Raw genomic sequence first — 18,659 nt, 5'->3', positions numbered from 1 at the left:
GTGAAAGATAAAAAGATAATTGGAATCATATTAATACTTATAGTAGCATTACAATGTATGGGGTGTGGAAAGAAAGATAGTGAGAAAACACTTCCTGATGTTGTGAACATTGGAACAATGAATCTGGTTAATGCGGATCTTATAGCAAGACAAGAGGCTTATTATGAAGAAATATTAGGTACGAAAGTGAATATAGTCCAATTCGATTCGGGTAGGGATGTTAACACAGCCTTTGTATCTGGAAGTATTGATATTTCAGAGTTGGGGTCCTCCCCTACTGCGCTAGGTATTGCCAATAAGTTGGATTATGAGGTGTTCTGGATTGGAGATATTATTGGTAAAGCAGAATCACTTGTAGCGAAGAAAGATAGTAGTATTAATAATATTAGTGATTTAAAAGGGAAAAAAATAGCTACTCCGTTTGCCTCAACATCTCATTATTCTCTATTAAATGCATTAAAACTAGCAGGGATAAAGGAATCTGAAGTAACAATTGTTGATTTACAACCAAACGATATCTATGCTGCATGGGAACGAGGGGATATCGATGCTGCATATGTTTGGTATCCAGTACTTGGGCAGTTAATTGAGGATGGTGTAGTAATTACTGATAGTGAACAATTAGCACAAGAGGGAGTTATTACAGCTGATTTGAATGTAGTGAATAAGAAGTTTGCAGAAAAATATCCTGAAGTTGTGACTAATTATGTAAAGGCTCAGATAAAAGCTACGGATTTGTATTATAATGACGAAGAAAAAGCGGTGAATGATATAGCGACTATATTAGGTATTGCGAAGGAAGAGGCAAAGGAACAGGCTTCACAAGTCAAATGGCTTACTGCAAAGGAGCAATTATCCGAAGAATATCTGAAAGGACAGATGGCAAAGACACTTAAGAGTACAGCAGATTTTTTGGTGGAACAAAAAAGCATAGAATCAGCACCAGATTTAAGTGTCTATGAAGAAGCTATTACTACAGAGTTTATAGAAAATGCATTAAATAGTCAGTAATGGAAGAAAGGGTGTGAGATTGATGAATAACAATGGTGGAACAGAATGTGGTTATGAACGCTATGAATGTTCCGATGAACTAATCTCAGTTGAGAATGTAACCCTTGATTATTCTAGTAAATCGGGAAGTGAAAGAGCCCTTGTCAACATTAATATGAATATATTTCCGGGAGAATTTGTATGTGTATTAGGTTCAAGTGGTTGTGGTAAGAGTACTTTGCTTAAGATACTTGCAGGATTCATTCCTCCAACAAGCGGCAGTGTAAAATTAGAGGGAAATCTAGTCAAAGGAACAGATTGGCATAGAGGAGTGGTGTTTCAAAATCCACCTTTGTATGAGTGGTTAACGGTAAGCCAAAATGTTGCATTTGGGCCAAAGATGAGGAAAGTCCCTAAAAAAGAATATGCCCCACTTGTTGTAGATTATCTTAAAAAAGTAGGATTAGAAGATTTTGCTGATAAGAGAATATATGAGTTATCAGGTGGAATGAAACAGCGAGTATCTATTGCAAGAGCATTGATTAATAATCCAGAAATCTTATTGATGGATGAACCTTTTGGGGCATTAGATGCACTGACAAGAGAGAATATCCAAGATTTAACGCGTAAAATATGGTGGAATAATCGTAAAACTATATTTTTGATTACACATGATGTAGAGGAAGCGCTGTTATTAGGATCAAGAATCTTAGTTATGAGTAAGCACCCAGGGACTATAATTAATGATATAAGAGTTCATTTCTCGGAAAGAGTAATTGAAGAGGGAAGTAAACATGTAAAGTTTTCAGAAGAATTCTATAATAAGAGACAAGAAATATTAAAGTTAATAAATGATGAATAATTATGTAAATATTAGAACAGTTAGCTCATTTTACGAATTGAGATATCTGTTCTAATGTTTTATAAAAAAAGATGTTGACATTGCTAATTTCAAGAGTTATACTCATAAACATATTATTCATATAATTTTAGTAGGAATAAAACTGACTGGAAAAACCAGAGGTTTTAAATAGTATAATTATACTATTTAAGGCCTCTTTTTATTTTTATGAAAAGATGGGAAAATTTGATTGAGGAAAGATAATAAATAATTAAGAAAGGGTATGAGAGTATGAAAAATGTAAATGACAAGATTAAAGGTTACCAAAGAGGGAAGAGCAAGTTAGTAATAAGTGTAGTTTTATTAATTACGGTGGCGTTTGGCTTAGTAGCATGCGGGAATAAGAATGAAAATCAAACCGTGCAGACATCTGATGATAGCGATAGCTCAGCCAATGAAGAGACGAAAATCAGTGAATTAAAAGTAGTAAAATTGGCCTCACCAACACAAGATGGTAACTTTTTAGAGAGTGCTAAGATTGCTCAAGCAAAAGGATATATTGAAGAAGAATTAGCAGTAGTAGGGTATAAACCTGAGTATGTTGCTTTTGCGCAGGCAGGGCCTGCAATTAATGAAGCATTTGTGTCGGATGAGATAGATATTGCTATTTATGGTGATCTCCCTATCGTTACATTGAAGAGTAATGGAGGAAAAATCAAAGTGTTCGCAGCAGCTAATACAGAGTACCAATTTGGTATTATGGCCGCACCGGGAGCCGATATTAAAGAACCGAAAGATTTAGAAGGAAAGAAAGTAATACTAGGAAAAGGAACTGTTGCACATTATTACTATTATCAGTTAGTAAAGAATTATGGATTAGATGAAAGCAAGATTCAGATAATTAATGCAAATGCAGATTCACAGTCTATCTTAGCAACAGGGGAGGCCGATGCACTAATCTACACTATATTTGCTGAGAAATACTTTGAAACATTGGGAATTGGAACGATTGTAAATACAAGTTATGATACACCACAATGGACATCACAAATCCTAGTTGCAGGTAGAGATGAGTATCTAGAGAAAAATCCAGATGTAGCAAAAGCCATCATACGCGCATTAATCAAGGCACAAGACTATGCTTCATCAGATGAAAAGGCTGCGTATAAAGCATTAGCTGGTGAAGGCGGTCAGATTCCAGAATCCGTATACGAAGATACGTACAATTATGATACTACATTCTCCTATTTCAACCCAGAACTTACGAAAGAATCACAGGATAAGATTGCAAATTTAATTGAGTTTGCCTATGAGAACAAACTAATACAAGAGAAAGTGGATATTAGTGATTTAATCGATACTTCTTACTACGAGGAGGTTATAGCAGAGAAGAAATAAACGGAAGTAAGAAGGAAGGGAATTATTGAGGAAGAGAAGGTTGCAAAATTACGTAGTTAATTTGGGAGAAAAATCCGTATTTAACATAATTGCACCATATAAAGTAAAATATATATATAAATCCTATTGACATAGTATGAAATAAGTGGTATATTTTAGAAAATCATTTCATATTAATCCAATATGAAATATAAGAAAAGAAAATTTAAGGGGGATGTTGTATGAGAAAAGGAATCAAGAAAGTATTTGCTCTAAGTTTTGTTGTACTACTAACAGTGGGAGGATTGACAGGATGCAAAAAAGATCCCTCTTCCTCAGATGGCTCTATAGAGATCACCAATGTATCTTATGACCCTACTAGAGAATTTTATGAAGCATATAATGCAGAGTTCACTAAATATTATAAGGATAAGACGGGAAAAGAGGTCACGATTACCCAATCACATGGTGGATCTGGAAAGCAGGCTAGATCGGTTATTGAAGGAAATGAAGCAGATGTTGTTACGTTAGCGTTAGCTCATGATATTACTTCAATAGAAGAGGCAGGATTAATTGACAAAGGCTGGATTGAGGAATTTGATAAGAACAGTTCGCCATATACTTCAACAATTGTTTTCCTAGTTCGTAAGGGAAATGAAAAGAATATACAGGATTGGTCTGATTTAATTAAAGATGGTGTGAATGTCATTACTCCGAATCCAAAAACATCTGGAGGAGCTTGTTGGAATTTCTTATCTGCATGGGCGTATGCGGATAATCAATATAACGGAGATGAAACACAGATTAGAGATTTTGTTACAAAGTTATATAAGAACGTAAGTGTATTAGATTCAGGTGCAAGAGGAGCGACCACAACATTTGTCGAGAATGGTCAAGGAGATATATTAATCGCTTGGGAGAACGAAGCTTATCTAACACTTGAGGAACATCCTGATGAATACGAGATTATTACGCCAAGCATTAGTATCTTAGCAGAACCTTCAGTGGCAATTGTAGACTCTGTAGCTAAGAAACGCGAAACGGAAGAAGTAGCAAAAGAATATCTAGAGTATCTCTACTCTGACATTGGCCAAAGACTTGCTGGGGAAAACTATTATCGTCCTTCCAATCCAGAGATTTTAAAAGAGTTTTCAGGTGTATTTAATTTATCACTCAACATGGTAAATATAGATGATTTTGGCGGTTGGGATAAAGCATATGAAGTGTATTTTGAAGATGGTGGAGTATTCGATCAAATCTATACGCAGTAAATTATGATTGAAAGGGAGAATTTTGTCATGGAGAATAAGTTGAAACGAACAAAGAGAAGAAGGGTGATACCTGGATTCCCCTTATCATTGGGGATTACACTTTCAATGGTTAGTATGATTGTGCTTATTCCCATGGCATCTATTATAATATGTGCTTCTGACCTTTCTTTACATGAATTTATACAAATAGTGACCGCTAAGGATGTCATATCGGGATATAAAGTTAGCTTCTCCTGTGCACTTATAGCGGCAATTATAAATTGTATCTTTGGTGTTATTCTAGCGTGGGTATTAGTCCGATATGAATTTCCGGGGAAGCGATTACTCGATGGATTAATTGAACTTCCCTTTGCACTTCCAACAGCAGTTGCTGGCATATCTTTAACTGCCTTATATTCGGATCAAGGTTGGATTGGTAGTATATTCGCTAAGCTTGGAATTAAAATAGCGTATACAAGAGTGGGAATCACCATTGCAATGGTTTTTATAGGGATACCATTTGTAGTTAGAGCAATCCAACCTGTTTTAGAGAAATTTGACCCGCAGTACGAGGAAGCAGCGGCTATGTTAGGGGCAAGTGGTAGTAGAACATTCTTACGAGTTATATTTCCAGAGATTTTACCGGCGATGTTAACAGGATTTGGCTTAGCATTGGCAAGAGGAATTGGGGAGTATGGGAGTGTAGTTTTCATAGCAGGAAATATCCCGTATAAGACTCAGATTGCACCGCTATTAATTATGTCGAAATTAGAGCAATTAAAATATACGGATGCAACAGCCATTGCGCTAGTTATGTTAGTGGTATCTTTCTTGATTTTATTGTTGCTTAATATTATTCAAGTTCATGCAACGAAGAGAACAACTTAGAAAGTAGGAGGAAGGTATGAGTATAGAACAAGAATCAGTAAATCTAAAAAAAGGAACCAAGATTACAAAGATCGTATTAATAACAGTAAGCTTGTTATTTGTCATTATAATGCTTGTAATCCCCATGCTTGTACTAATTGTTTACGCGTTGAAAGATGGGTTAGCAAAATACATAGAAGCAGTTACAGATCCCTATACCATTAAGGCCCTACGGTTAACAATAATTGCAACCATAACAGCAGTAGCTATAAATACTTTCTTTGGATTATTTGCAGCTTGGGCAGTTACTAAATTTCATTTTAAAGGAAAGCAATTACTTCTAACAATAATTGATATCCCATTTGCTGTTTCCCCAGTAATAGCAGGTTTGATCTTTATTCTTACATTTGGCCGTATTGGTTGGGCCCACGATTTTCTTAATGCACATAATATTCAAATAGTATTTGCCGTACCAGGTGTAATTATCGCCACGGTTTTTGTAACATTTCCATTCATATCAAGAGAGATTATTCCTGTTTTGAACGCACAAGGAAGAGATGAGGAAGAGGCGGCAGCGCTTATGGGAGCAAGTGGATTTCGTATCTTTCGTAAAATAACACTTCCGCATATAAAATGGGCTTTGTTATATGGAATTGTGTTATGTAGCGCTAGAGCTATGGGAGAGTTCGGCGCGGTATCTGTTTTGTCAGGGCATCTACGAGGTAAGACCAATACACTTCCTCTTCATGTAGAGATTATATACAATGAATTCAAATTATCAGCGGCATTTGCTGTGGCATCAATCTTAGTCGTACTAGCAGTTATTATCCTAATTTTACGAAATATAGTGGAATATAAGGCGAAGAAGGGAGGAAGGTAAGATATGTACGTAGAACTTAAAGACATCAATAAAACCTTTCATAATTATAAAGCTTCTGATCATGTGAACTTTGGAATTGAACAAGGTAAATTAATTGGTTTACTTGGTCCAAGTGGAAGTGGGAAGACCACAATCCTTCGAATGATAGCAGGTTTAGAACAACCAGACTCAGGAGATATCTTCATTAATGGGAAAAGGGTCAATGATATTCCTGCAAGCAAGAGAGGAATCGGATTTGTATTCCAAAGTTATGCTTTGTTTCGTTATATGGACGTATACGATAATATTGCTTTCGGGCTGGAGATTCAGAAGAAGAGTAAGAAAGAAACGAAAGACCGTGTATTAGAATTAATTAAATTAATTGGCTTAGAGGGACTAGAACATCGTTATCCCAATCAATTATCAGGTGGACAAAGGCAAAGAGTTGCATTCGCAAGGGCCCTAGCGCCTAATCCTCAGTTGTTGTTACTAGACGAACCGTTTGCAGCAATCGATGCTAAGGTTAGACAGGAGCTTAGAAGTTGGCTTAAGGAAATGATCAGCAGGGTAGGGATTACTAGCATATTCGTTACACATGACCAAGATGAAGCCATCGAAGTAGCTGATGAAATCATTATAACGAATCAAGGACGAATAGAACAGATGGGTTCACCTGTTGATATCTATAAGAAACCTACCACACCATTTGTAGCTCAATTTATAGGCCAGTCTAGCTTAGTTGACGATTACACCAGCTTGATTGGATTTGATAAGGTAGAGTCAATGCATCAAGCAGTCATACGACCTGAGTTTATAAGAATAGCAAAACAAGGAGAACTAGAGCAATATCTTAGTGCAGCAGAAGAAGGTATTGTGGAAAGCGTTTCCTTTAGAGGGAATAACCTAGAAATAAAGGTTCGAGTGAAAGAACAGAGTTTCACAGCCACAAGATCCCTTGAGAAAGAAAGCGTTCAAGTAGGCGAGAAGGTCAATGTTTTGGTATATCGATTGTACGCATTCGACGACAATAGTACCCTTTTACTTGAAAATAAAGCAATGGAAGATAGGAACCCTGTGTTTATTTAGGAGGGGGGACGGGACGGTAATTACGAAACGTAGATAGGTTGTGAAGATACTTCTTTCCTTGCAACTATGCACGAAACACGCTACATAACTAAGAAGTACTATAGTTACTTCGCTATCGTTTCTTAGCATAGTTGCAAGGAAAGAAGTATCTGTTGAGGGTACCTAGTTTCGTAATTACCTGAGATTCCTATAAACGATAGGGTGTCAAATCTGTATGCTGAATTTTCAGAATCACTATTTATGAGTAGGTAGCAGGGGAAATTTGATAGTCTATGTGCCTTTAAACTTCATCACGCTACTTGTATAAAGTTATTAACGTAGCAACAAAGAATATTAAATCAATTCAATAACTTACCCGTACTTGTGTACCAACAAAGTAAATAAGCAAAACTCTCAATTACGTAAATCTGCTTCTTAACTGCCGTACTATGACTAAGAAACGATAGCGAAACATCTATAGTACTTCTTAGTGTGTACAACAACACCTAGGAAGCCGAGCCAGCCTTCGCTGAGGCAGGATGCCGAATCGAAGGCGGTTCCGTACCATTTAGACACCTATAATGTACACACCTAGAAGTACTTAGATGTGTAGCGTGTTTCGTGTCATAGTACGGCAGCTAAGAAGCTATGACAACCTAAATAGAGTTTTGCGGTCATTACACAAGAATACACAAGTATCTCAACAAAGAAAGGAACGTGGGTATAGAATGAGTAAACAAATTACAGTGAAAACCTATAATACGGATATCTTGATTATCGGTGGTGGGACAGCTGGGTGTTATGCGGCTCTGACCATACGGGAGAAGTCGGATGCTAGTGTAATTATTGCAGAGAAAGCCAATATTAAGAGAAGTGGCTGTTTGGCAGCAGGAGTAAATGCAATCAATGCGTACATAGTAAAGGGGAGAACTCCTAGGGATTACGTTGATTATGCTACGAAAGATGCAGCAGGAATTGTAAGAGATGATTTATTGATTACAATGTCTGAAGGACTTAACCGAGTAACGAAGAAATTAGAGGATCTTGGGCTTGTAATTCTGAAAGATGAGAATGGTGAATATGTGGCAAGAGGTAATCGAAACATTAAGATTAACGGTGAGAATATTAAACCAATTCTAGCTGATGTAGTAGAAGCATTGAAGAATGTTACTGTATTAAATCGAGTTGCAGTTACGGAGTATCTAGTGAAAGATAATCAAATCTATGGAGCATTGGGGATTGACATTGAAGAGAATATTCTTTATGTAATTCACGCAAAGAAAGTGATCTGTGCAACTGGTGGAGCAGCAGGGCTATATCGACCAAACAATCCGGGATTTTCTAGACATAAGATGTGGTATCCTCCATTTAATACAGGTGCAGGGTATGCCATGGGAATTCTATCGGGTGCAGAGATGACCACCTTTGAGATGAGATTTATCGCGTTACGTTGTAAGGATACCATTGCACCAACTGGAACCATAGCACAAGGAGTGGGTGCGAAACAAGTGAATTCCCTAGGAGAAGTTTATGATGATAAATATGGAAATACAACATCAGAAAGAGTTTATGGAACGGTTCGTGAGAATCTAGAAGGTAGGGGACCTTGTTATCTAAGAACAGAGGGGGGTACACCAGAACAAGATAGAGAATTACTTCGCGCCTATCTAAACATGGCACCTAGTCAAACGCTTAAGTGGGTTGAATCAGGAAAGAATCCAAGTGAACAGAATGTAGAGATTGAAGGAACAGAACCATATATCGTAGGTGGCCATACAGCCAGTGGATATTGGGTTGATACCAATAGACAAACTACAATCAAAGGATTATACGCCGCTGGTGATGTAGCAGGTGGTTGTCCTCAAAAGTATGTTACAGGTGCATTGGTTGAGGGAGAAATTGCAGCGAATGCAGCAGTAGAAGCAATGAAAGAAGAAAGACAGGAAGAATCTTATCAGAATGATTTTGATGAAGTATTCGTTAGAAATAAGAAAGCAGAGATTGAATTAATACTAAACCGTGAAGATACCATTTTTACCACAGAACAGTTAGAAGAAGCCATGCAAAAGGTTATGGATACCTATGCAGGAGGTATCAGTAGTCATTATCAATATAATGAAAAGCAATTAGATTTAGCGGATGAGAAGATTGAACAGATTATAGAATTGAGTAAACAATTAAGGGCAGATGACATGCATGAGCTACTGTTTGTATATGAATTAAGAGAACGGCTTGTGGTCTGTCAAAGTGTTATAGCCCATCTACGAGCGAGAAAAGAAACGAGATGGCATAGTTTCGCAGAAAATCTAGACTATCCAGAAAGTCGTGAAGAATGGTTACAATATGTGAATTCCAAACGTGAGGGGAATACACTTAATATTATCTATAGAGACTTGGTAAAGCGAGGTGAGACCTATGAGCATAGCAATTAATAATAATAAATGCGTTGGTTGTACTATGTGTACCTCAGTTTGCCCAGGTACTTTGCTAGCAATGGATGATAATAACAAGGCTTATATTCAGTATCCCAAAGATTGTTGGGGGTGTGCCTCTTGCGTGAAAGAATGTAAGTTTGGAGCAATTTCTCTATATCTTGGAGCAGATATTGGTGGAAGAGGAAGTCATCTATCAACAAGCTGTGATGGAGATATTGTAACGTGGTCAATTGAAAACCCAAATGGAAAGAGTAGGGAGATTGTAATCGACCGTAAGGAATCTAACCAGTATTAGCTAGAAGGATTAGAGTGCCAAAAGGTCAATTTATTAATTGCAAAACTCTATATACATATCATAGCTTCTTAGCTGGCGTACGATAACACGAAACACGCTACACACCTAAGTACTTCTAAGTGTGTACAATACAGTTGTCAAAAAGGTACGGAACCACCTTCGATTCGGCTCCTGCCTCAGCTCAGGTTTGCTCGGCCTCCATGCCTCGCATTCCTAGGATATGCCGTACACACTAAGAAGTACTATAGATGTTTCGCTACTATTTCTTAGTTATAGTACGTCAGTTAAGAAGTAAATCTACACGATTCCGAGTTTTGCTTTACTACTTAAACTAAGACCTTTTGGCTCTCGAATCCAAGAAGTTGATTGTAAATCATTATGATAGGAGGATCAGTATATGGATCATTTAGACACATTGGAAGCGGAAAGTATTTATATTCTCAGGGAAGCGTATAAGAAGTTAGGTAAGTTAGGTATGCTGTGGTCAATAGGAAAGGATTCTACGGTTTTATTATGGTTAGCAAAGAAAGCATTCTTTGGATATTGTCCATTTCCATTCATTCACGTAGATACCACTTACAAAATTCCAGAAATGATTGCTTATCGAGATAAGGTAGCAAAGGAATTAAACTTAGACTTAATTGTACATACCAACAGAGAAGCCATTGATGCTGGAATGGGTCCTGCTCAAGGTAGATTGGTTTGCTGTAAAGCACTGAAAACAGAAGCATTACAGCAAGTAGTTAAGAAATACGAGTTCGACGGATTAATCGTTGGTGTTCGTCGTGATGAGGAAGGTTCGCGTTCCAAAGAAAGAGTATTTTCAGAACGTAATAAGAATGATGAGTGGGATTATTCAAATCAACCACCTGAACTTTGGGACCAATTTAAGACCGATTTTCCGAAAGGAAATCATATCCGTGTGCATCCATTATTACACTGGAACGAAATCGACATCTGGGAATATATCTTACGCGAGAATATTCCAATTATTGATTTATATTTTGCTAGAGATGGAAAACGCTATCGTAGTTTAGGCTGTGCACCTTGTACTGGACAGATTGAATCCAATGCGACTTCGGTAGAGGATATCATTGAAGAGTTGAAACATACAACAGTTAGTGAACGGGCAGGAAGAGCACAAGACCAAGAAGACTCATATGCAATGCAGAAGTTGCGTAAAGACGGATATATGTAGGAGGGAGGGGATTAGTATGGCAAAGAATGAAAACATTGATAGATTAAAAATAGTAGTTGTAGGGCATGTGGATCATGGAAAATCAACGGTTATTGGCCGCCTATTATATGATACCCACTCGTTACCACAGGGGACCATTGATAAGGTAAAGAGAATTGCAAAGGAAACAGGAAAGCCTTTTGAATATGCATATCTATTAGATGCATTTGAAGAGGAGCAAAAACAAGGAATCACCATTGATACCACGCAAATTCAATTTCAGACTGATAAGAGGGAGTATGTAATCATAGATGCCCCAGGTCATAAGGAATTCTTGAAAAATATGATTTCAGGAGCGGCCAATGCAGAAGCAGCATTTCTTATTATTGATGCTAAGGAAGGTGTTCAGGAACAGTCAAAACGCCATGCATACATTCTTTCTTTAATAGGAATTAAGAAGGTATATGTTGTGCTTAATAAGATGGATTTGGTTGATTATTCAAAGGAAGTATACGAATCTGTTAAGAAGGATATGACAGAATTTCTTGATACTCTTAATATCAAACCAATTGATTATATTCCTATCTCTGCCTATTATGGTGAAAATATATTAGAGAAATCCGATAAATTAGATTGGTTTTCGGGTAACTCCGTTATCGAGGCAATGGATAGCATCGAGAAAGAAAAAGGGCTTGATAAGAAACCACTTCGTTTTCCAATTCAAGATGTATATAAGTTTGATGATAGAAGAATTATCTCTGGTCGTATTGAAGCAGGAACCTTACAAGTAGGAGATCAGATTACTATATATCCAGAAGGTAAGAAGACAACTGTTAAGACTATTGAGTACTGGGCAGATCGAGATAAGACAGACATTGTATTCGCAGGACAGTCCGTAGGAATAACTGTTTCGGATGAATTCTTTAATAAACGTGGAGAGATAATTGCTTTCGAAGATAGCAAACCGCTTGTAACCAACTCCTTTAGAGCCAGCATCTTCTGGATGGGCAAGAACAATCTAGTAAAGGATAAGAAATATAAGATTAAATTAGCGACCAGAGAAATTGAAGGTGAGTTAGAAGAAATTATCAAAGTAATTGATGCATCTAGTTTGGATTCCAGTGAGCAGGCTCAAAAGATAGCTCTTAATGATGTTGCTGAGGTAGTTATTACAACTAAGGAACCAGTTGCATTTGACCAATTCTCACAAAGTCAAGTGACAGGAAGATTTGTTATTGTAGATGGCTATGACGTTGCAGGCGGTGGAATTATAACCAGTGCGGAAGAAGAGAAAGAAAACAAAGAATTAGTGACTTTCTATAAAGGTAAATTAAAAGCTAGAGGCGATATCTTTGAAGAATTTTATTATAATGTCGAACAATTTACGGTAGACAAAACAGAAGTGTCATCAGTTACATACACAATTGGAGATGCTATTCCACTGAAAGGTGAGAGTTATGAGTATCCAGAGAATTTTGATATCTTGGAATTACGTGATCAAGTAGCAATACAAATTAGAGATGGTAAGATTAGCGATATTATTCCAATCAGGGAGTATCGTTATGCAGGTCGTCCAATTACAAATGGAAGAGGATTTGCAATTAAGGTAAGCTCAGAAGAAGAGTTAACGCATTTCTTAAAAGAGTATCAGGGATTAGATGAAAGAAGAGAAGTTGCATTTCTTAATAAGTGGATGCGTTTTGATACCTATCGTTTTGTAGTATTTCATAATAACTACTGGGTAATCTAACTTAAGAGAAGTAGGGAAGTTACTTCTCAGAATTATGTATAGTGTAAGACCGTACTCTGCAAGGAGTCATAAGTTAGGCGTGGGAATTACTAAGTAATTTCTCACGTCTAAATAATAAGATAAGGGGGAAGGAGTATGGCAGATAAGATAAAGTTTAACACAGCATTGCTACATGGAAATGTGAGAAGTGATAAGAAAACTGGTGCAACGCTAACACCGATCTATCAGTCTAGCGCATTTGAACAGGAATCGGCAGAGAAATTAGAGAGAGTCTTCGTGAATGCTGCGCCTGGTTATTCTTATACGAGGGTTAGTAACCCAACTAACACATCCTTTGAAGAACGAATTACTGCACTTGAAGGTGGAATTAGTACCGTGGCATGTGCATCAGGAATGGCTGCAATATTCAATGCCATAATGAATGTGGTGAAAACTTCTGATGAGATTATCTCCAGCGTAGGGATATTCGGAGGAACCATTGGACTATTTAGGGATTTAGAGGCATTTGGAGTACATACAAAATATGTTCTTCAGACAACAGCAGAAGAGATTGAGAAGAACATAACAGAGCATACCAAGGTTATCTTTGCAGAAATCATCGGAAATCCAAAACTTGATGTACTGGATATACAAGCCATAGCCGCAGTTGCAAAGAAGCACAACATTTTATTCATCGTAGATAATACTTTGGCAACACCTTATTTAGTAAAACCATTAGAGCTAGGTGCTGACATAGTCATTCATTCCTCCTCAAAATATATCAATGGTAGCGGTAATTCTATTAGTGGAGTTATAACAGATAGTGGCAAGTTTCCATGGAACGAAAAACAGTATCCTCAGATTATGGCGTATAAAAAGATGGGACCATATGCATATGTAGCCAAATTAAGAGAAGCTCTATTTCGCAACACAGGAGCCTGCTTATCCCCATTCAATTCCTATCTTAATTGCCTTGGGCTTGAAACCTTAGGCCTTCGTATGGAACGTGCTTGTTCCAACGCGTTAGCACTTGCTAAGTGGTTTGAGACAGCAGACCAGGTGGAACATGTGAATTATCCAGGTTTAGAAAGCAGTCCGTATTATCAAATAGCCAAGAAACAATTTCAAAATGGATATGGGGCTATGGTGACTATACGTATGGGTTCCAAAGAGAAAGCTTTCTCGGTTATTAACAATCTTAACTATGCATTGAAGGTGTCTAACATAGGAGATGCCAAGACACTTGTGATCCATCCAGCTTCTACTATATATCATTCCAGTTCGAACGCAGAAAAAGAAAATGCTGGTGTATATGAGGACTTGATTCGAATCAGTGTGGGGATTGAAGATATAGAGGATTTAATTGCAGACTTTAGGCAGGCAATTGAAAAGGATTGAGGTATTTGTGTATTTCAGGTACCGATGCAAAACTCTATATACATTTTCTAAGCTTCTTAGCTACGTACTATGACACAAAACACGCTACACAACTAAGTACTTCTAAGCGGGTACATGTAGATATTCAAAAGATACGGAAACGCCTTCGATTCGGCATCCTGCCTCCCTAGTGCGATGACACAAGGTAATCTAAATCTATCAATTTCCACATCGCACGGCTGGTTCGCCATCCATGGCTCACCTTCCTAGGTTGGTTAAGTACCCACTAAGAAGTACTATCGTTGCTTCGCTATTGTTTCTTAGTCATAGTACGTAGCTAAGAAGCGAGGATAGGTGGCTAAGAGTTTTGCGTGTTTACTTTATTGATACACAGATACATGTGAACTGTTGAATGGATAAATGATGACTAGTAGTTATTATCAGCATTGTTTATGACCTTTTAGCTCACAAATCCTATGTTATAAACAATTGCGTTATGAAATTATGGAAGTTCTATGTAATACGAAAGGAGCAGTACAATGGCTATTGATTATGGTGCTTTGAAAAAAGGTGGTTTTATGCGCCAGAAGCAAAAGGGATTGTTTTCGCTACGGTTACAAGTCGTAGGGGGGACATTAACTTCGGAGAATCTTCAGGCAATCTATAAAGTGGCGGATAAATTCGGGAAAGGGTATGTACATCTAACATCTCGTCAAGGTGTTGAGATTCCATATATTCGTTTTGAAGATATTGAAGAGGTTAAGGAAGAGTTGGCAAAGGGTGGATGTAAACCTGGTGTTTGTGGACCTAGAGTTCGAACTGTTACCGCTTGCCAAGGGAATACGGTATGTCCAAGTGGTAATATCGATTGTTATGAAATCGCAACAGAACTGGATAAACGTTATTATGCTAGAGAGTTGCCTCACAAGTTTAAATTCGGTGTTACAGGTTGCCAGAATAATTGTTTAAAAGCTGAAGAGAATGACGTTGGCGTTAAAGGTGCGTTAGATGTCAAATGGGATAAGGATAAATGTATCTTCTGTGGAGTATGTGAGAAGGCATGTCGTGAAGGTGCTCTTACCATAGAGGAAGATAATATCATTCTCGATGAGAGTAAATGTACTTACTGTGGAAGATGTGCAAAATCTTGCCCAACAGAGGCATGGGCTGGGGATAAAGCGTATATTGTTTCGTTCGGAGGTTTGTTTGGTAATACGATTAACAAGGGTTCTAGTATCTTGCCATTAATCAAATCGGAAGAACAATTATATCGTGTAACGGATTCAGCAATTCAATTCTTTGACGATAATGCAAATCCTGGAGAGAGATTTAAGTTTACTATTGACCGTGTAGGTTGGGATGCACTAAAGAAGGTAGTAGAGGAGGCTTATAATGACTGATTTTCAAATTGATGATACCGTAGATATAACAGATGTGGTATGTCCACTAACATTCGTTAAGGCAAAGGTAGCCATGGAGGAATTAGATGATGGACAGATACTATCAGTTAAGATGAATGATGGAGAACCCGTGCAGAATGTACCACGAAGCTTGAAAGAAGAAGGACATCAGATTTTAAAACTACTTAATAATGGAGACGGTACCTATAACCTTCTTGTTAAGAAGGTTGAAGACTAATAAGTATAGGAGGTAAGTTTGTGGCGAGTCGTGTTAATCAAGATAATTTTGAAAACGAAGTATTGCAAGCGAAGGTTCCTGTTTTAGTAGAGTTCTATTCTGACTCTTGCATACCATGTAAGCAAATGTCTCCAATTCTCTCACAACTAGAAGAGGAATATGGTGAACAAGTTAAGATTGTGAAAGTAAATGTCAATTTTGATATGGAACTTGCAAGTCGTTATCTTGTTATGGGAGCACCGACATTCTTAGTATTTGTTGATGGTGAGGTTGTTAATCAAAGTCATGGAGTAAAGAAAAAAGAGGAAATTAAAGATTTACTAGAAGGTTTTATTAATCAATAATTCAAACTTCGCACTTGTAGTTTTTCACCGAGTAGATGGTTGCTATATTCATCGGAAAACGCGCTCTCGCTTGGCTTCACACGTAGTCAGTACAGTGCTGACGTGTTCAGACAGTTTTCCTCACGAATATAGCAACCATCTACTCAAGATATAATTTTTGATGTGCGAAGTTTGAGTCGATAAATCACAATTTGACAATAGTAAAATAAACATCACATAGAATGACATATAAAACGGAGGTATTACATGTATATAACAGTTGCAGGTAAGAAAACAGAAGTAGAGGATGGAATTTCAATTGAAAAATTAATAGAGGTAGAAGAAATCGAAAATCCACTATATGTTACAGTGAGTGTGAATGAAGAATTCATAGATTCCAATGCATTTGCGGAAACGGTATTGAAGGAAAACGACTCGGTAGAGTTTTTGTATTTTATGGGAGGAGGGAGTTTCTAAATGGCATTTACCAATGAACAATTAGAACGATATTCCAGACATATTATCTTACAAGAAGTTGGAGCCAAGGGACAGAAGAAACTTCTAAATGCAAAAGTATTAATTATTGGTGCAGGTGGACTCGGAGCACCAGCAGCCATGTATCTAGCAGCTGCAGGTGTTGGAACAATTGGAATTGCTGATGCTGATGAAGTGGACTTATCTAATCTACAACGACAGATCATTCATGCAACGAAGGACGTAGGAAAGCCAAAGGTACTATCTGCTAAAGAAACCATGAATGAAATGAATCCAGATGTGACGGTGAATACCTACCATACATTTGTTACTTCTGAGAATATCCTTGACTTAGTGAAAGAATACGATTTTATTATCGATGGTACAGATAATTTTCCTGCTAAATTCTTAATCAATGACGCATGTGTTATGGCAAAGAAACCATTTTCTCATGCAGGAATTATAAGATTCAAAGGGCAACTTATGACTTATGTTCCAAATCAAGGGCCTTGCTATCGTTGTGTATTCCAATCACCTCCACCAAAAGATGCAGTGCCTACTTGTAAGCAGGCAGGAGTTATTGGGGCGATGGGTGGAGTCATTGGAAGCTTACAAGCTATGGAAGCGTTAAAGTACATATTAGGTGTTGGAGAGTTATTAGTTGGAAAGTTGTTAACGTATGATGCTCTTAAGATGGAGTTTCGTACAATTAGCTTACCAAAGAACAGTAAAGGTTGTGCCGTATGTTCCGATAATCCAACCATAACGAAGTTAATTGACTACGAACTTACTGAGTGCGAAGGCTGAGTTTATTGATGTACTTGCGTTTCTACTTTTAGAAACACAAGTACATCAAGTAAATTAATAAGTAGAATAGAGGTTGAAGAGCATGATACAGATTAATGAAGAAGACTATAATACGATAATCAAGCATGCCAAGGATGGATTACCAAATGAAGCATGTGGCTTGCTTGGAGGGATTGTCGTTGATGGAGTCACCTATGTGAAGAAGGTCTATTGCCTAACGAACATAGATGCCAGTAGAGAGCACTTCTCAATGGATCCCAAGGAACAGTTTGCGGCCATCAAAGATATTCGTAGTAATAAATTACAACTAATCGGGAACTTTCATTCGCATCCAGAAACACCAGCTAGGCCATCAGAAGAGGATAAGCGGCTTGCATATGATTCTAAGTTACTTTATGGAATTGTTTCTTTAATGAATGAGGAAGCTCCAGTGCTTAAAGTATTTCATATCAATGAAGCAAAAGAAGTTTCAGTGGAGGAAGTTATGATTATTTCTTAATGCGTAACTGCCGATAGGGTAGATAAATATTTATTTTAAATTTTCAATGAGGATTAATTTAGCTTAGACCAGGGATTTAATATCAAACCTGTTCTTTATATGCTATTTTAATCCTTTATTTTGTTACGAAAAAATAGAGATTAAATCGAGTAAAAGAGATGGTTTTATTTAGAAAAAAAGAGTGTTTCAAACGTGTAAAGTTTACGCTAAAAATGATGAATTTTGTCCGTCAAGAGGGACTTGAAAGATTGGAATCAATTTGTCCAATACTACCAATTTATAACAAGGAAATGACTGTATATTAGGCTATTATTTCAGTGTAATACATAGCTACATAGTAAAATACAAATAAAAACCAATGGCGAAAAACGTCATATTTTATAAAAAGGTAGAAAAATAAAAAAACACTTTAATGTAAAAAATTTTGAGTTATAATATAGTGGGTAAACAAGGGGACCATATATTACCATATTAAATATGGTAGTAAAATGAGTATGCGCTAATAACTACAAAAAAAGTATTTAAAAGTGTAACTCCTGATTTAGTAGTAATATAAAAAGATAAAGGAGGATACGTGGATTGTCAAAGACAATTGGACTTCGAAAGGCATTTTTTTTGCAGATATAATTTGCAGTCCCGTGTAACAAATAATTATT

The 18,659-nt window shown here is 37.1% G+C and carries 18 protein-coding genes; all 18 read left to right on the top strand.

Going from position 1 to position 18,659, the window contains the following annotated elements; translation table 11 throughout:
- The 18 genes from ACW2QF_RS04285 (at position 1) to ACW2QF_RS04200 (ending at position 18,003) form a co-directional block, all read left to right on the top strand.
- Positions 1–1,011: a taurine ABC transporter substrate-binding protein gene (locus ACW2QF_RS04285; protein ID WP_455714759.1), complete on the top strand. Its 1,011-nt coding sequence runs from the start codon at positions 1–3 to the stop codon at positions 1,009–1,011.
- Between the two features lie 22 nt (positions 1,012–1,033).
- Positions 1,034–1,852: an ABC transporter ATP-binding protein gene (locus ACW2QF_RS04280; RefSeq protein WP_455714771.1), complete on the top strand. Its 819-nt coding sequence runs from the start codon at positions 1,034–1,036 to the stop codon at positions 1,850–1,852.
- Between the two features lie 270 nt (positions 1,853–2,122).
- Complete coding sequence (locus tag ACW2QF_RS04275) at positions 2,123–3,229, top strand: ABC transporter substrate-binding protein (protein WP_455714758.1); 1,107 nt, start codon at positions 2,123–2,125, stop codon at positions 3,227–3,229.
- A gap of 221 nt (positions 3,230–3,450) precedes the next feature.
- Complete coding sequence (locus ACW2QF_RS04270) at positions 3,451–4,479, top strand: sulfate ABC transporter substrate-binding protein (RefSeq protein WP_455714757.1); 1,029 nt, start codon at positions 3,451–3,453, stop codon at positions 4,477–4,479.
- Positions 4,480–4,506: 27 nt separating this feature from the next.
- The gene (gene cysT / locus ACW2QF_RS04265) at positions 4,507–5,346 is read left to right on the top strand and encodes a sulfate ABC transporter permease subunit CysT (protein WP_455714756.1); all 840 of its coding nucleotides are present in this window, start codon (positions 4,507–4,509) and stop codon (positions 5,344–5,346) included.
- A 16-nt stretch (positions 5,347–5,362) separates the two neighbouring features.
- Positions 5,363–6,205 (top strand): sulfate ABC transporter permease subunit CysW, encoded by an 843-nt coding sequence (cysW, locus tag ACW2QF_RS04260; RefSeq protein WP_455714755.1) that lies wholly within the window; start codon positions 5,363–5,365, stop codon positions 6,203–6,205.
- A gap of 3 nt (positions 6,206–6,208) precedes the next feature.
- Positions 6,209–7,270, top strand: coding sequence for a sulfate/molybdate ABC transporter ATP-binding protein (locus ACW2QF_RS04255; protein ID WP_455714754.1), 1,062 nt, complete (start codon positions 6,209–6,211; stop codon positions 7,268–7,270).
- A 707-nt stretch (positions 7,271–7,977) separates the two neighbouring features.
- Positions 7,978–9,681: an adenylyl-sulfate reductase subunit alpha gene (locus tag ACW2QF_RS04250; RefSeq protein ID WP_455714753.1), complete on the top strand. Its 1,704-nt coding sequence runs from the start codon at positions 7,978–7,980 to the stop codon at positions 9,679–9,681.
- On the top strand, positions 9,665–9,979 hold the full coding sequence (locus ACW2QF_RS04245; RefSeq protein ID WP_455714752.1) for a 4Fe-4S dicluster domain-containing protein: 315 nt from the start codon (positions 9,665–9,667) through the stop codon (positions 9,977–9,979). Before ACW2QF_RS04250 ends, ACW2QF_RS04245 begins: the two co-directional genes overlap by 17 nt.
- 397 nt (positions 9,980–10,376) lie before the next feature.
- Complete coding sequence (cysD, locus tag ACW2QF_RS04240; protein ID WP_455714751.1) at positions 10,377–11,177, top strand: sulfate adenylyltransferase subunit CysD; 801 nt, start codon at positions 10,377–10,379, stop codon at positions 11,175–11,177.
- Positions 11,178–11,193: 16 nt separating this feature from the next.
- Positions 11,194–12,906 (top strand): sulfate adenylyltransferase subunit 1, encoded by a 1,713-nt coding sequence (locus ACW2QF_RS04235; protein ID WP_455714750.1) that lies wholly within the window; start codon positions 11,194–11,196, stop codon positions 12,904–12,906.
- Between the two features lie 147 nt (positions 12,907–13,053).
- The gene (locus ACW2QF_RS04230) at positions 13,054–14,283 is read left to right on the top strand and encodes an O-acetylhomoserine aminocarboxypropyltransferase/cysteine synthase family protein (RefSeq protein ID WP_455714770.1); all 1,230 of its coding nucleotides are present in this window, start codon (positions 13,054–13,056) and stop codon (positions 14,281–14,283) included.
- A 518-nt stretch (positions 14,284–14,801) separates the two neighbouring features.
- Positions 14,802–15,662 carry a 4Fe-4S binding protein gene (locus ACW2QF_RS04225; protein ID WP_455714749.1) on the top strand — a complete coding sequence of 287 codons (861 nt, stop codon included), beginning with the start codon at positions 14,802–14,804 and terminating at the stop codon, positions 15,660–15,662.
- On the top strand, positions 15,655–15,900 hold the full coding sequence (locus ACW2QF_RS04220) for a sulfurtransferase TusA family protein (RefSeq protein ID WP_455714748.1): 246 nt from the start codon (positions 15,655–15,657) through the stop codon (positions 15,898–15,900). Before ACW2QF_RS04225 ends, ACW2QF_RS04220 begins: the two co-directional genes overlap by 8 nt.
- Before the next feature lie 20 nt (positions 15,901–15,920).
- Positions 15,921–16,244 carry a thioredoxin family protein gene (locus ACW2QF_RS04215; RefSeq protein WP_455714747.1) on the top strand — a complete coding sequence of 108 codons (324 nt, stop codon included), beginning with the start codon at positions 15,921–15,923 and terminating at the stop codon, positions 16,242–16,244.
- A 246-nt stretch (positions 16,245–16,490) separates the two neighbouring features.
- Complete coding sequence (gene thiS / locus ACW2QF_RS04210; protein WP_455714746.1) at positions 16,491–16,700, top strand: sulfur carrier protein ThiS; 210 nt, start codon at positions 16,491–16,493, stop codon at positions 16,698–16,700.
- Positions 16,701–17,504 (top strand): thiazole biosynthesis adenylyltransferase ThiF, encoded by an 804-nt coding sequence (gene thiF / locus ACW2QF_RS04205; RefSeq protein WP_455714745.1) that lies wholly within the window; start codon positions 16,701–16,703, stop codon positions 17,502–17,504.
- 82 nt (positions 17,505–17,586) lie between these two features.
- On the top strand, positions 17,587–18,003 hold the full coding sequence (locus ACW2QF_RS04200) for a M67 family metallopeptidase (protein ID WP_455714744.1): 417 nt from the start codon (positions 17,587–17,589) through the stop codon (positions 18,001–18,003).
- The last annotated feature ends 656 nt before the right edge of the window (positions 18,004–18,659 follow it).

Source organism: Anaerosporobacter sp. (assembly GCF_965301125.1).
This window is presented reverse-complemented; position numbering and strand designations above follow the sequence as displayed.